Below are 12,865 nucleotides of genomic sequence, written 5' to 3' on the forward strand. Positions count from 1 at the left end.
CTCCCCCCCCCCCCCCCCCCCCCCCCCCCCCCCCCCCCCCCCCCCCCCCCCCCCCCCCCCCCCCCCCCCCCCCCCCAACACGGAAGGACGATGGGACTGACGGGAAGCCCCCAACCCGCTCTGATCCGGCCCAGGGGGCTACGCCCCCACCCCACCGGCCCGCAGACAGGGAGGCGGGTGGGTAACCACCGCCCGACCTCACGGGGTCGAGGGGGAGATAGCGCGCCCGAGGCAACGCAAGGCAAGGCAAGGCAACGCGACGCGAGCCCCCCAAAAAAGCCATGGCGCCCGGTCCGGAGCCTGCGCGGTCCCGGACCGGGGCCGGTCAGTGGGCGCCGGCCCGGTCGGGGGCTTCGAGGGCGGCGGTGTGGGTGTCCATGCGCTGGGCCGCGAGGATCGCCGCGGCGGTGTCGGCGCGGGACGCGGCGACGAGCAGGGCGCGGGCCGCGAGGTCGTGGGCGCGGCGGTGGAGGGTGCGGGTGTCGGCGCCGTCGGCCAGGGCGGGGTAGGCGACGCGGACGGGGTCGGCCCCGCGCAGACGGGTCACCTGGGCTGCGATGCGTACGGCGCCGTCGTCGTCGAGGGCGAGCTCGTCGGTGACGGCGAGCAGCGCGGCCAGGTGCCCGGCGAGCTGGATGTCCAGGGCTTCGCCCCGGCTGCTCTGCGGGTACCCGGCGGGTTCGGTGCGGCCGGCGTCCACTCGGTGGACGACCGACTTGGCACGGCTCGGTTCGTACATGAGGAGGCCTCCTGCTTGGTCAGGAGGCCATCCTACATTGGAACCGGTCTAAGGTTGAGTCGAATCTTGGTTGAGCGGGGGTGGAGTGGGCGCCAGGAACAGGCGCCCACTCCGGCCGCCCACTCCACCCACCCCCCTACGGCTGCCCGTACCCGTCCAGGAATCGCCCGATCCGGGTGACGGCGTCCGCGAGGTCCTTCGCGTTGGGGAGGGTCACGATGCGGAAGTGGTCGGGCTCGGGCCAGTTGAAGCCGGTGCCGTGGACGACCATGATCTTCTCGGCCCGCAGCAGGTCGAGGACCATCTGCCGGTCGTCCTTGACCTTGTAGACCGCCGGGTCCAGCCTCGGGAACAGGTACAGCGCGCCCTTCGGCTTCACGCACGTGATGCCCGGGATCTGGGTCAGCAGGTCGTACGCCGTGTCGCGCTGCTCCAGCAGCCGCCCGCCCGGCAGCACCAGGTCGACGATCGACTGCCGCCCGCCCAGCGCGGTGGCCACCGCGTGCTGCGAGGGCATGTTCGCGCACAGGCGCATGTTGGCCAGGATCGTCAGGCCCTCGATGTACGACGAGGCGTGCTTCTTCGGGCCGCAGACCGCCATCCAGCCCGCCCGGTACCCGGCGACCCGGTAGTTCTTGGACAGGCCGTTGAAGGTCAGGGTCAGCAGGTCGGGCGCGATCGCCGCGGTGTTCGTGTGCGTGGCGCCGTCGTAGAGGATCCGGTCGTAGATCTCGTCGGAGCAGACCACGAGGTTGTGCCGGCGCGCGATGTCCGTCAGCCCGCGCAGCATCTCGTCGTCGTAGACGGCGCCGGTCGGGTTGTTCGGGTTGATGATCACGATCGCGCGCGTGCGGTCGGTGACCTTGCGCTCGATGTCCGCGAGGTCGGGCATCCAGTCGGACTGCTCGTCGCAGCGGTAGTGAACGGCGGTGCCGCCGGCCAGCGAGACCGACGCGGTCCACAGCGGGTAGTCCGGGGCGGGGACCAGTACCTCGTCGCCGTCGTCCAGCAGCGCCTGCATCGACATCTGGATCAGCTCGGAGACGCCGTTGCCGAGGTAGATGTCCTCGACGTCCAGGTGGATGCCCTTGGTCTGGTAGTGCTGCATGATCGCGCGCCGCGCCGACAGCAGGCCCTTCGCGTCCCCGTAGCCGTGGGCGTTGCCCAGGTTGCGGAGCATGTCCTCGAGGATCTCCGGCGGGCAGTCGAAGCCGAAGGCCGCGGGGTTGCCGGTGTTCAGCTTGAGGATGCGATGACCTGCCGCTTCGAGCCGCATCGCCTCTTCGAGGACGGGTCCGCGGATCTCGTAGCAGACATTGGCGAGTTTCGTTGACTGGATCACCTGCATGACGGGAGCTTACGGGCCCGGCAGCCCGCCCGCGCGGCTGTTCCGGGGGAATTCGGTCGAGCGATATGCCCTATTTCGCGCGATGTAGGGGTGGCGCCCCCGTCCACCCTTTGAAACGGCGGCCCGGCCGCCGTCCGGCCTGCGGAATGGGTGAGGCGGCGCAAGCGCCGGGTCGCCGGTGTTGCGCTCGTCACCCCCGGCGGCGGCGGGCCGGGCCCGCCACCTGGAGCGGTGCGCCGGTGACGCTCCGACAGGTCCCCGACCCGCCCTCGCCCTACCCCCGAGTAGGGTCCGGGGCCCGCTCGGGCCTGTGTCCGGGGTCACGGTTCCGGCCAGTGGACCCGGATTGACGCAAAGGTTTCTTTAGGTGAGCCTTACCTTGCTTTGGCGTGGCTGACGGAGCCGTGCCCCTCATTCCGGAGCCCGCCGCATGTCCTCCCCGGCCGCCAGACTCGCCCCCCGCCCCGTCCGCCTCTACGACTCGTGGTGGACCGTCGCGGCGGGGGCCCTGTGTGCGCTGGTCGTCCTGGCGGCGGGCCTGTGGTGCTCTCTGCACATGCAGGCCGACGCGGCCATGCACTCCGCCGCGCTGTTCGCGCACCTCGCCTCGCTGGTGCTGGGCTTCGGCGCGGTGCTGTCCGCCGACTACTACGGGCTGCTGTGGGTCACCGGCCGCTGCGGCCTGGCGGAGGTCGTCGCCGCGACCTCCCGGCTTCACGTCCCGATCTGGGCCGGCCTCGGGGGCCTCGTGGTGAGCGGCCTGATGCTCCACCCCGACCTGACCTCCCCGCTGACCCTCACCAAGATCGGCCTGGTGGCCCTGCTGACCGTCAACGGCCTCCAGGCCGGCCTTCTGGGCCGCCGCCTCGAAGCCGCCACCGGCGAGGTCGGCCGCGGCCTCCTGCTCTGGGGCGGCGCCACCGCCCTGGTCTCCCAGGCCTGCTGGTGGGGCGCGGTCGTCATCGGCTTCCTCAACACCAACCGCTGACGCGGGCCCGGCCCGTTGTCAGTGCCCCCGCCTACGGTGGGGTCATGAAGCCGCTCACGATCATTTCCGGAGACGCGACGAGTCCGCAGGCCAAGGGCCCCAAGCTGATCGCACACGTCTGCAACGACATAGGCGGCTGGGGAAAGGGCTTCGTGCTCGCCCTCTCCCGGCGCTGGCCCGAGCCGGAGGCCGAGTTCAGGGCCTGGCACCGCGGGCGCAGCGGCAACGACTTCGGGCTCGGTGCCGTGCAGGTGGTGCGGGTGAAGCCCGACGTGTGGGTGGCCAACATGGTCGGCCAGCGGGGGATACGCACCGGCAGCGGCGGCCCGCCCGTCCGCTACGACGCCGTCGAGAGCTGCCTCGGCAAGCTGGCGGACCACGCCCTGGAGCTGGGTGCGAGCGTCCACATGCCCCGCATCGGGTGCGGGCTGGCCGGCGGCAAGTGGTCCCGTGTCGAACCGCTGATAACCGAGGCGCTCTGCGCGCGGGACGTGGCCGTGACGGTGTACGACCACGCGTGAGGGCGTACGACCACGCGTGAGGTGACATGCGGGCCCCGTCGCAGCCGCCCGCGGCGCAGCGGCGTGGCAGCATCGCGGCATGCGCTTCCGATACGCCACCGAGGCCGACGCGCCCGCCATGGCCCTGCTCTTCGCCGCCAACCACCACGACGCCCTCACCGAGGAGCAGCGGGCCGCCCAGGGCTTCGTGCAGGGGACCTTCGGCGCCGACACCCTGCGCGCCATGGCCCGGGACGGGGAGCTGCTCGTGGCCGACGCCGGGCACGGGCGGGTCGCCGGGCTGCTCGCGCTGTCGGTCGCCGCGGACATGGGCGACCCGCCGGCGGCGGTCCTCGGGCTGCTGCGCGCCCAGCCGGAGCTCGTCTGGCGGGGGCGCCCGCTGAGCGAGGTGCCGTGGCTGCTGTACGGGCCGGTCGTGGTAGATGCCGCGTTCCGCGGGCACGGTGTGGCCCGGGGCCTGTTCGGGCTGGCGGTCGAGGCCTCGGCCGGGCGGGCCGAGGCGCTGGTCGCCTTCATCGAGGCGGGCAACGCCCCGTCCTGGCGGGTGCACGTCGACGCGTTCGGCATGACCCCGCTCGGCGAGTACACGGTCGCCGGCCGCACCTACACCGCCGTCGCGACCCCGGCCGAGCAGCCGGCGGCGTAGCTCCGGCGGCGGATCGATTCGCCTCCGGCGGGGGACCCGGAGCCCGCCGGTCACCCCTCGACGATCACCAGCGGCAGCTCCCGGGGCCACGCGAGGGCCTGGTAGTCCTCGTAGGGCGGCCACAGGGCGGTCAGCGCCTCCCAGTAGGTCTCCCGCTCGACCGCGTCGGCCGTGCGCGCCCATGCCGCGAAGGTCCGGGTGCCCACCTGGAGGCGGATCTCCGGGTGCGCGGTCAGGTTCCCGTACCAGGCGGGGTGGCGGGGTCCGCCCGAGTTGGCGGCGACGAGCAGGTACCGGCCCTCGTCCTCGGCGTAGACCAGCGGCGTGCGCACCGGCCGGCCGGTGGTGCGGTCGAGGGTGGTCAGGAGCAGGGTCGGGACCCCGTGCCACAGGTGGCCGTCGGTGCCGCCGCTCGCCACGTAGGTCCGTACGTGGTCGAGCCGCGGCCCGGGCCGCGGGTCCGCCGGGTGGTCCCAGTCGACCGGGGAGGCCGGGGCGGCCGGTGAGACCGGGGTGGCCGGGGCGGGTGGGGTGGCAACACTGTTCATCTGACCTCCGTAGGGCGTCCCCCGGAGCGCTAACGAGCCTTTACCGATTCTGGATGCGCCGGACCCGTAGCGCACGCGCACAGGTCTGGACCAAGCTCGGAGCATGGATCTGGAGCTGAGGCACCTCAAGATCGTCAGAGCCGTCGCGGACGCCGGCAGCCTGACCCGCGCCGCCACCGCCCTCGGGCTCGCGCAACCCGCCCTGAGCGGCCAGCTCAAACGCATCGAGCGGGCCCTGGGCGGCGAACTCTTCGAGCGCGGACGGGACGGCGTACGGACCACCGCGCTCGGGGAACTCGTGCTGGAGCGCGCCCGGGTACTGCTGCCCGCGCTGTCCGAGCTCCAGGAGGAGGCGGTGCGCTTCGCCCGCGGCGGTGCCGCCGGATACCGGCTCGGCGGGACCCACGGGCCGCTGCTCGGCGGGCTCGTCGACCGGATCGCCCACCAGGAACCCGGGGTGCCGGTGACCACGTACACGTCCTGGTCGGAACGGGAGATCGCCCAGGGCGTGGCCGCCGGGCGGCTGGACTTCGCGCTGGTCGGGGCCTGCGGCGAGAGCGCCCCGCCGGAGCCGGGCCGGCTCGCCTGGCTGGAGGTGGCCCGGGACCCGGTCCACGTGATGCTGGCCGACGACCACCCGCTGGCCCCCCGCGCGGAGATCGAGCTGGCCGAGCTGGCCGCCGAGGCCTGGACCGACGTACCGGGCGACGGCTGCTTTGGGGACTGCTTCGCCGCGGCCTGCGTCCGCGCCGGGTTCACGCCCGCCTGCGTCTACGAGACCGACACCGCGTCCTGCGTGCACCTGGTCCAGGTCGGCCGGGCCGTCGGGCTGTGCCGGGCCACGTTCCCCGCGACCCCCGGGGTGGTGGCCCGGCCGCTCGCCGGGAGCCCGCTCGTCTGGCGGCACCTGCTGGGCTGGCACCCGGCGGCGCCGGCCGCGGCCCGGGCGCCGGGCGTACTGGCGCACGCCCGGTCCGCGCACGCGGAGGCGCTGGCCCGCTCCTCGGGCGCCGCGGCCGGCGGGGGCCCTGGCGTTCGGCCCGCCGCGGGTCAGGCCGCCGTCGCCTTCTCGATCACCACCGGGACCAGCGGGACGTCCCCGTGCCCGCCGGCGCGGCCGGTGCGGACGGCGGCGATGGAGTCCACCACGTCCTGACCCGTGCTGACCGTGCCGAAGACGGCGTAGCCCCACCCGGCCGGGGTGGGGGCGGTGTGGTCCAGGGCCGGGTTGTCGGCGGTGTTGATGAAGAACTGGGAGGTCGCCGAGTGCGGGACGCTCGTACGGGCCATCGCCACCGCGTACCGGGTGTTCTTCAGGCCGTTGTCCGCCTCGTTGCGCACCGGCTCGCGCACGGGCTTCTGCCGCATGTCGGCGGTGAAGCCGCCGCCCTGGTTCATGAAACCGGGGATCACGCGGTGGAAGACCGTGCCGTCGTAGTGGCCGCTCTCCACGTAGGCGAGGAAGTTGGCGACCGTGGCCGGGGCCGCCTCCTCGTGGAGGTCGATGACGATGGTGCCGAGGCTGGTGGTCAGCTTCACCTGGGGCATGAGGGGGTCCGGTCCCTTCGGGTGCGAAACGTGCCTATCAGCTTCGCAGAGGGTTACCGGGGGGACACGGGGCGGGGTGCCGGCGCCGCCGCCGCCGCGGTCGCGGGTGGTGCGGGTACGTGGGCCCGGGCGCGCGGGTGCGGGTGGGTGGGCCGCTGCGCGGAGCCGGGTCCCCTACCCGCCCTTCGCCCGTTCCCCGGGGCGCTGCCCCGGACCCCGTTCCCGGGGGCTCCGCCCCCAGACCCCCGCGCCTCAAACGCCGACGGGGCTGGAGGGGGCGGCGGGGCTGGAGGGGGCGGCGGGGCCGGAAGAACCAGCAGGGCCGGAAGGGGTGGCCGGGCCGGAAGGGGTGGCCGGGCTGTGCCGGGCAAGCCGCGGCCCGGGGGGCGGCCCCGGGCCGTGGGGGTATCGGCAGCGCCGACCGGTCGGGCGGGCGTTACGGGAGGTAGCGCTCGATGACCTGCGGGCCCTCCTTCTCGATCAGCTTCCGCGCCGCTTCGACCCGCTCCGGAGTCGGGTCGTGGCCGGTCGCCATCACCAGGTCCTCGGGGTCGTACGCGCGCTCTCCACCCGTGAAGAGCCGGTCCGACCGGGTGGGCTGCTCGTTGGTTTCACTGTCCATCGGATACCTCCTGCCGTGCCCCCCAGGCCCCCATCCTGATGCCCCCGCCCCATGAACGCACCCCGGGGGCCGGACGGACCCGGCCATAACACCGGGGGAGGGGCCAACCGGCAGCTCCCGTACGCCGGTTCGGATTCCTACGGTTTCGGTGACCCCCACTGAACCGAGGAGATCCACCATGCTCAAGCGACACGCCCGCGCGGCGTGTACCGCCCTGGCCGCCGCCGGGCTGCTGCTGGCCGGCACCACCGCCGCCGGGGCCGCCACCCCCAGCGCGGACCCGGCCGCCCCGCAGAAGTCCGCGACGGCCGCCCTGCGCCCCGGCGACGCACCCGCCGAGCTGCTCACCGCCCTCCAGCGCGACCTCGGCCTGACCCCCACGCAGGCCAAGGACCGGCTCGCCCACGAGGCCGAGGCGGGCGCCACCGCCGCCGCCCTGCGCGCCCGGCTCGGCGCCGCCTTCGCCGGTGCCTGGGTCGACGGCAAGGACGCAGGCACCCTGACGGTGGCCACCACCCGCGCCGCCGACGCCGCCGCGATACGCGCGGCCGGGGCCAGGGCGAAGCTCGTCGGCCGCTCCCTGGCCGACCTGGACGCCGCGAAGGCCGGCCTGGACCGGGCCGCCACCGCCGAGACGCCCGTCCGGTACGTCGACCCGCGCACCAACACCCTCGTCGTCGAGGAGACCCGGCCCGGCGCGGCCGCCGCCCTGCTGGCCGCCACCGGCACCGACCCCGCCCTCGCCACGGTCGTGCGCACCGCCGCGGAGAAGGCCCCGCGCCCGCTGTACGACCTGCGCGGCGGGGACGCGTACTACATGAACGGCCAGGGCCGCTGCTCCGTCGGCTTCCCGGTCACCAAGGGCACCACCCAGGGCTTCGCCACCGCCGGCCACTGCGGCCGCGCCGGGACCACCACCAGCGGCTTCAACCAGGTCGCCCAGGGTTCGTTCCAGGCGTCCGTGTTCCCGGGCAACGACATGGCCTGGGTCGCCGCCAACACCAACTGGACCGCCACCCCGTACGTGAAGGGCAGCGGCGGCGCGAACGTCCAGGTCACCGGCTCCGTCCTGCAGCCCGTCGGCTCCTCCGTCTGCCGCTCCGGATCGACCACCGGCTGGCACTGCGGAACCGTCCAGCAGCACAACACCAGCGTCACCTACCCCGAGGGCACCATCTCCGGCGTCACCCGCACCACGGTCTGCGCCGAGCCCGGCGACTCCGGCGGCTCCTACATCTCCGGCAGCCAGGCCCAGGGCGTGACCTCGGGCGGCTCCGGCGACTGCACCAGCGGCGGCACCACCTTCTTCCAGCCGCTGAACCCGATCCTGTCCGCGTACGGGCTGACCCTCAAGGTCACCGGCTCCGACCCGGGCCCCGGCCCCGGTCCCGACCCGCAGCCCGGCGGCACCTGGAAGGCCGGCACCGTCTACGCGGCCGGGGACACCGTCACCTACGGCGGCGCCACCTACCGCTGCCTCCAGGGCCACCAGGCCCAGACGGGCTGGGAGCCGTCGGTGGTCCCGGCGCTCTGGCAGAAGCTGTAACCGCAGCAGTAACCGCAGCAGTAACCGCGGGGGACCCGCGAGCAGGGGGTGCCGTGACGACCAAGGGGGGCGTCGCGGCACCCCCGCACGTCAGGCCCCCGCACGGGACGCGCGTCAGAAGTAGGCCACGGCCGAGAGCGTCGCCACCGCACCGATCGCCACCAGGACCCCGCAGATCGACAGGTTGACCACGCGGTGTTCCCAGAACACCGCGACGAACTCGCGCAGGGTGGCGCTCGGCAGGAAGTAGCGGGCCGTGGGCGAGCCGACGACCTGCCCGTTGACCCCCGTCTTGCGGGCCAGCATCGCCGCCCGGAAGGCGTGGAAGTTGTTGGTGACGACCACGCACCGGTAGCCCGGCTTGGCCGCCAGCATGATCCCCTTGGAGAAGAGCATGTTCTCCTCGGTCGTGCGGGAGTTCTCCTCCAGCCGGACGTGCTCCGCCGGGACCCCCTCCGCGATCAGCCAGTCGGCCATGGCCCGCGCCTCGGAGACCCGCTCGTCGGACCCCTTGCCGCCCGAGGTGAGCAGCACCGGCGGGCGCGAGCCGCGGGCCAGCTGGGCCTCGTAGATCTGCTGCCCCTTGCGCAGCCGGGAGGCCAGCAGCGGCGGCACCCGGTCCCCGCCGATCAGGCCGGAGCCCAGCATGACCACGTGGTCGACGTCCCCGCGCACCTTGATCCGGCCGTAGAGGAACGCGTACCCGAGGAAGCACACGAAGATGAAGGCGACGTAGGCGACGACCAGGGTCAGGGTCGCGGCCATGCCGTTCAGCAGGGCGGAGCCGGAGAACGGGACGGCGATCAGCAGCGCGATCATCCCGAAGATCCCGAGGCCCGCGAGCATCGACAGCAGGTTGCGCGGGCTGCGGCCCTCCTTGCGGACCATCGTGACGCCGTTGGCGATCAGCAGGCCGCCGATCACCACCGTGCCCACCGCGGGTGCGGCGAAAGCGAGCGCGAGGATCGTCAGGGCCGCCCAGGCCGGCAGCGCCGCCACCTTGAACAGCAGGGCCGCCGACAGGGAGATGAAGGTCAGGCCGAGCAGCACCGCGTTGCTGAAGCGGCGGCGGTCCCGGAAGACACCTGCGCAGAAGGCGAGGAAGAAGAGGGCGGGGAGCAGGAAGACGGCCATGCAGTTCATCGTATGTGCAGGCCGTGAACGCCCGGGGGGACCAAAGTCCTACCCGGCGAACGGGGTTCTGCGCACCGTCCGGCCGGCCAGGACGTCCGTCCGCTTCCCGTCCCGCATGACGAACCGTCCGGCGACCAGTACGTGCGGGATGCCCGTCGGCAGCGCGCGCGGCCGCTCGTACGTGGACCCGGCCGCGACCGTGTCCGGGTCGAAGAGGACCAGGTCGGCGTGGAAGCCCTCGCGGACGAGCCCCCGGTCGGGCAGCCGCAGCCGTGCCGCCGGGCGGCCGGAGAGGTGGGCCACGCACTCCTCCAGGGAGAGGACGCCGAGCTCGCGCACGTAGTGGCCGAGGTAGTGCGGGAAGGTGCCGTAGGCGCGGGGGTGCGGCTTCGCGCCGTGCAGGATGCCGTCGGAGCCGCCGGTGTGGACGGGGTGGCGCATGATCGCCCGGACGTTCTCCTCGTGGCCGACGTGCTGGAGGACCGTCGGTCCGAGCCGGTCGCCGATCAGCAGCCGCCGCGCGGTGTCCCAGCCGTCGAGGCGGGTGCCGACGTGGCCGCCGTACGCGGGGTCGTTCGTCCCGGAGACCTCCACGGACGCCCAGTCCACCGGTACGCCGTGGCAGCCGTCGGAGCCCTCCACCTCCAGCGCGTACCGGATCCGCCGGGCGGTGTCCTCGTCGCGCAGCCGGGCCAGCAGGGCCTCGGGGCCGCCCGCGTGGGCCCAGCCTGGGAGCAGTGCGGCGAGGGTGGTGCAGCCGGGGGTGTACGGGTAGCTGTCGAGGGTGACGTCGGCGCCGTCGGCGAGGGCCGCGTCGAGCAGGGCCAGCAGTTCGGGGGCCCGGCCCTCGTTCTCCCCGAAGTTCATGGTGGCGTGGGCCAGGTGCAGGGCGCAGCCGGCCTCGCGGGTCAGGGTGAGCATCTCGGCGTAGGCGGCGAGCGCGCCGCGCCCGTAGGAGCGGTGGTGCGGGCAGTAGTAGCCGCCGTACCGGGCCACGACCTTGCACAGTTCGGTGAGTTCGGCGCCGGTGGCGTACATGCCGGGGGTGTAGGTGAGGCCGGAGGACAGGCCGACCGCGCCCTGTTCCAGCCCTTCGGCGACGAGCCGGCGCATCCGGTCGAGTTCGGCGGGGGTGGCGGGGCGGTCGTCCCAGCCGAGGGCGTGGGCGCGGACGGTGCCCTGGGGGACGAGGTAGGCGGCGTTGACGGCGGTGCCGTGTCCGCCGTGGGCGCGGTCGAGCCGGTCGAGGTACTCGCCGACGGTCCGCCAGTCGAAGTCGACGTCGTCGCCGGGGCCGTTCCAGCCGGCGATGGCGGTCCGTACGCCGGCCAGGGTCCGTTCGTCGGCGGGCGCGTAGGACAGGCCGTCCTGGCCGAGGACTTCGAGGGTGACGCCCTGGGCGGCCTTGGCGGAGTGGTCCGGGTCGCGGAGCAGCGCGAGGTCGCTGTGGGCGTGCATGTCCGTGAACCCGGGGGACAGGGCCAGCCCGTGGGCGTCGACGGTCTCCCGCCCGCCGGACGGGATCCGGCCGACGGCGGCGATCCGGCCCTCGTGCACGGCGACGTCCGCGGTGTACGAGGGCCCGCCCGTGCCGTCGACGACACGGGCGCCCCGGATGACGAGGTCCACGGTTAGAAGAAGGTCCGCACGTAGTCGGTGACCGTGCCGTCGGCCTCCACGACCGGGATCAGCGGCCACTTCTCGAAGATGGTGCAGGGGTGCGACATGCCGAGGGCCACCCAGTCGCCGACCTGGACGTCCTCGGCGGAGCCGGTCTCCAGCCAGGCGTGCTGGTCGGAGAGCTTGACGACGCGGATGCCGGTGGCGGGGCGTTCGGTGCCGTCGAGGGCGTCGCGGACCAGTTCGGCCTCGGGCAGGCCGAGGTCGTAGGCGATGTCGCGCTTGCCGGCGTTGACGAAGGCCTGGGTGGGGGAGGGGCGGGAGACGACCTGCGTCCAGAGCCGGAAGGCGGGGCGCAGTCCGCCTTCCTCGGGGACCCGGTTGAAGGGGGTCAGGCGGCCGTACCAGCCGTGGTCGTGGGAGACGTACGCGCCGGAGCGCAGCAGCTTGAGCACGGGCCGGGACAGCTCGGGCAGCTCCCCGAACACGTCGGCGACGGCGTCGAACCAGGCGGAGCCGCCGGCGCTGACGACGATCTCCTCGACGTCGGGGCCGAACCGTCCGGCCTTGTCGAACTCGGCGGCGAGCCCGGTGAGCCGGCGCAGCCAGGCGTGCACCTTCTCCGGGTCGGCGTCGGGCACCTCGGCCTCGTAGCCGGCGATGCCGACGAGGCGGAGGGTGCCGGTGGCGGCGACGGCGTCGGCGACGGCCCGGCAGTCCTCGTCGGTACGGGCCCCCGTACGGGCCCCTTCGCCGGCGCCGAGCTCGACGACGACGTCGATGCGGGCGCCGCCCTGGCCCTGGAGGGCCCGGTCCATGAGCTCGACCCCGCGCACGGAGTCGACGTAGCAGACGAACCGGAAGCCGGGGTCGGCGGCGAGTTCGGCGGCGACCCAGCGCAGGGCGGCGGGGTCGACGAGCTCGTTGGCGAGGAAGATGCGCGGGATCCCGAAGGCGCGGTAGACGCGGGCCTGGTGGGGGACGGCGGCGGTGATGCCCCAGGCGCCGTGTTCGAGCTGGCGCTCGAACAGCTGGGGGGCCATGCAGGTCTTGCCGTGGGGTGCGAAGGCGAGGCCGTGGCGGGCGGAGTACTCGCCGAGGGCCGTCAGGTTGTGTTCGAGCGCGTCGGCGTCGAGGGTGAGGAGGGGGGTGGTGAACCCGCCGGTGTACAGGTCCCGCCCCTGCGCGGCGAGCTCCCCGACGGTGAGGCCCGCCGCCTGGGCGTCCGGGGGCAGGCCCTTGAACCGGTGGTCGACCGGTTCGTCGGCGAGCCGTCGGACTGCGTCGCTGGCCATGGGGGCCTCCTGGGGTGGTGCGGATGCGCTGTGCGTGGTGCCTGTGGTCTACACCGGGAGGGACGGCGGGTCAACGTCCCCCGGTTCCGCCCGGGGGCGTCCGGCCGCTGCCGGTGGGTCGGGTGCGGGTGGGTGTGCCGCTGCGCGGGGCTGGGTCCCCTACCCGCCCTTCGCCCGTTCCCTGGGGGCTCCGCCCCCAGACCCCCGCGCCTCAAACGCCGGCGAGGCTGGATATATCCAGCCCGCGCGGCGTTTGAGCGCAACGGGGTCAGGGGCGGAGCCCCTGGGAACGGTGGAAGGGCGGGTAGGG

13 protein-coding genes are annotated in these 12,865 nt (G+C 74.1%); 5 read left to right on the forward strand and 8 right to left on the reverse strand.

The genetic code is table 11. The annotated features are described in order from the left end of the window. Positions 1-325: 325 nt before the first annotated feature. Both AC07A6_RS40190 and AC07A6_RS40195 read right to left on the reverse strand, forming a co-directional pair. Positions 326-739 (reverse strand): SCO4983 family protein, encoded by a 414-nt coding sequence (locus AC07A6_RS40190; protein WP_478780398.1) that lies wholly within the window; start codon positions 737-739, stop codon positions 326-328. Positions 740-875: 136 nt separating this feature from the next. Next, positions 876-2,087, reverse strand: coding sequence for a pyridoxal phosphate-dependent aminotransferase (locus tag AC07A6_RS40195; protein ID WP_478780399.1), 1,212 nt, complete (start codon positions 2,085-2,087; stop codon positions 876-878). A 430-nt stretch (positions 2,088-2,517) separates the two neighbouring features. Between AC07A6_RS40195 and AC07A6_RS40200 the strand changes: the two genes are divergently transcribed. From AC07A6_RS40200 to AC07A6_RS40210, 3 genes are all read left to right on the forward strand, one after another. Next, a complete protein-coding gene (locus AC07A6_RS40200) occupies positions 2,518-3,075 on the forward strand; it encodes a hypothetical protein (protein ID WP_362472056.1) in 558 nt (185 codons plus the stop codon). Between the two features lie 44 nt (positions 3,076-3,119). Then, a complete protein-coding gene (locus AC07A6_RS40205) occupies positions 3,120-3,596 on the forward strand; it encodes a macro domain-containing protein (RefSeq protein ID WP_386275557.1) in 477 nt (158 codons plus the stop codon). A 79-nt stretch (positions 3,597-3,675) separates the two neighbouring features. After that, complete coding sequence (locus AC07A6_RS40210) at positions 3,676-4,242, forward strand: GNAT family N-acetyltransferase (protein WP_362472061.1); 567 nt, start codon at positions 3,676-3,678, stop codon at positions 4,240-4,242. A gap of 50 nt (positions 4,243-4,292) precedes the next feature. Here the strand turns inward: AC07A6_RS40210 and AC07A6_RS40215 are convergent, their stop codons facing one another. Then, positions 4,293-4,790: a nitroreductase/quinone reductase family protein gene (locus AC07A6_RS40215; RefSeq protein WP_478780400.1), complete on the reverse strand. Its 498-nt coding sequence runs from the start codon at positions 4,788-4,790 to the stop codon at positions 4,293-4,295. Positions 4,791-4,893: 103 nt separating this feature from the next. Here AC07A6_RS40215 and AC07A6_RS40220 point away from each other — a divergent pair, with 103 nt between their 5' ends. After that, positions 4,894-5,946, forward strand: coding sequence for a LysR family transcriptional regulator (locus AC07A6_RS40220; RefSeq protein ID WP_478780401.1), 1,053 nt, complete (start codon positions 4,894-4,896; stop codon positions 5,944-5,946). On the opposite strand, the gene AC07A6_RS40225 is transcribed toward AC07A6_RS40220, so the two are convergent. Together AC07A6_RS40225 and AC07A6_RS40230 are read right to left on the reverse strand one after the other, a co-directional pair. Continuing rightward, complete coding sequence (locus AC07A6_RS40225; RefSeq protein WP_362472072.1) at positions 5,841-6,338, reverse strand: peptidylprolyl isomerase; 498 nt, start codon at positions 6,336-6,338, stop codon at positions 5,841-5,843. The two genes, AC07A6_RS40220 and AC07A6_RS40225, sit on opposite strands and share 106 nt — an antisense overlap. Before the next feature lie 436 nt (positions 6,339-6,774). Further along, a complete protein-coding gene (locus AC07A6_RS40230; RefSeq protein ID WP_362472075.1) occupies positions 6,775-6,960 on the reverse strand; it encodes a hypothetical protein in 186 nt (61 codons plus the stop codon). Between the two features lie 178 nt (positions 6,961-7,138). On the opposite strand from AC07A6_RS40230, the gene AC07A6_RS40235 reads away from it, so the two are divergent. Continuing rightward, positions 7,139-8,506, forward strand: a complete 1,368-nt coding sequence (locus tag AC07A6_RS40235) for a carbohydrate-binding protein (protein WP_478780402.1) — start codon at positions 7,139-7,141, stop codon at positions 8,504-8,506. A gap of 114 nt (positions 8,507-8,620) precedes the next feature. Here the strand turns inward: AC07A6_RS40235 and AC07A6_RS40240 are convergent, their stop codons facing one another. Genes AC07A6_RS40240 through AC07A6_RS40250 form a run of 3 tightly spaced genes read right to left on the reverse strand, consistent with a single transcriptional unit; the run spans position 8,621 to position 12,555 of the window. Then, positions 8,621-9,640 (reverse strand): YdcF family protein, encoded by a 1,020-nt coding sequence (locus AC07A6_RS40240; RefSeq protein ID WP_362472081.1) that lies wholly within the window; start codon positions 9,638-9,640, stop codon positions 8,621-8,623. Between the two features lie 48 nt (positions 9,641-9,688). Then, entirely contained in the window at positions 9,689-11,269 is a 1,581-nt protein-coding gene (locus tag AC07A6_RS40245) for an N-acyl-D-amino-acid deacylase family protein (protein WP_478780403.1), read from the reverse strand. A gap of 2 nt (positions 11,270-11,271) precedes the next feature. Next, positions 11,272-12,555, reverse strand: a complete 1,284-nt coding sequence (locus AC07A6_RS40250; RefSeq protein WP_478780404.1) for an amino acid deaminase — start codon at positions 12,553-12,555, stop codon at positions 11,272-11,274. Positions 12,556-12,865: the final 310 nt, after the last annotated feature.

Source organism: Streptomyces sp. NPDC044002 (assembly GCF_056434525.1).

Bases quoted from the DNA above. Each gene is read 5' to 3' on its own strand.
- AC07A6_RS40190 (WP_478780398.1), bottom strand. From the start codon at position 739: ATGTACGAACCGAGCCGTGCCAAGTCGGTCGTCCACCGAGTGGACGCC.
- AC07A6_RS40195 (WP_478780399.1), bottom strand. From the start codon at position 2,087: ATGCAGGTGATCCAGTCAACGAAACTCGCCAATGTCTGCTACGAGATC.
- AC07A6_RS40200 (WP_362472056.1), top strand. From the start codon at position 2,518: ATGTCCTCCCCGGCCGCCAGACTCGCCCCCCGCCCCGTCCGCCTCTAC.
- AC07A6_RS40205 (WP_386275557.1), top strand. From the start codon at position 3,120: ATGAAGCCGCTCACGATCATTTCCGGAGACGCGACGAGTCCGCAGGCC.
- AC07A6_RS40210 (WP_362472061.1), top strand. From the start codon at position 3,676: ATGCGCTTCCGATACGCCACCGAGGCCGACGCGCCCGCCATGGCCCTG.
- AC07A6_RS40215 (WP_478780400.1), bottom strand. From the start codon at position 4,790: ATGAACAGTGTTGCCACCCCACCCGCCCCGGCCACCCCGGTCTCACCG.
- AC07A6_RS40220 (WP_478780401.1), top strand. From the start codon at position 4,894: ATGGATCTGGAGCTGAGGCACCTCAAGATCGTCAGAGCCGTCGCGGAC.
- AC07A6_RS40225 (WP_362472072.1), bottom strand. From the start codon at position 6,338: ATGCCCCAGGTGAAGCTGACCACCAGCCTCGGCACCATCGTCATCGAC.
- AC07A6_RS40230 (WP_362472075.1), bottom strand. From the start codon at position 6,960: ATGGACAGTGAAACCAACGAGCAGCCCACCCGGTCGGACCGGCTCTTC.
- AC07A6_RS40235 (WP_478780402.1), top strand. From the start codon at position 7,139: ATGCTCAAGCGACACGCCCGCGCGGCGTGTACCGCCCTGGCCGCCGCC.
- AC07A6_RS40240 (WP_362472081.1), bottom strand. From the start codon at position 9,640: ATGGCCGTCTTCCTGCTCCCCGCCCTCTTCTTCCTCGCCTTCTGCGCA.
- AC07A6_RS40250 (WP_478780404.1), bottom strand. From the start codon at position 12,555: ATGGCCAGCGACGCAGTCCGACGGCTCGCCGACGAACCGGTCGACCAC.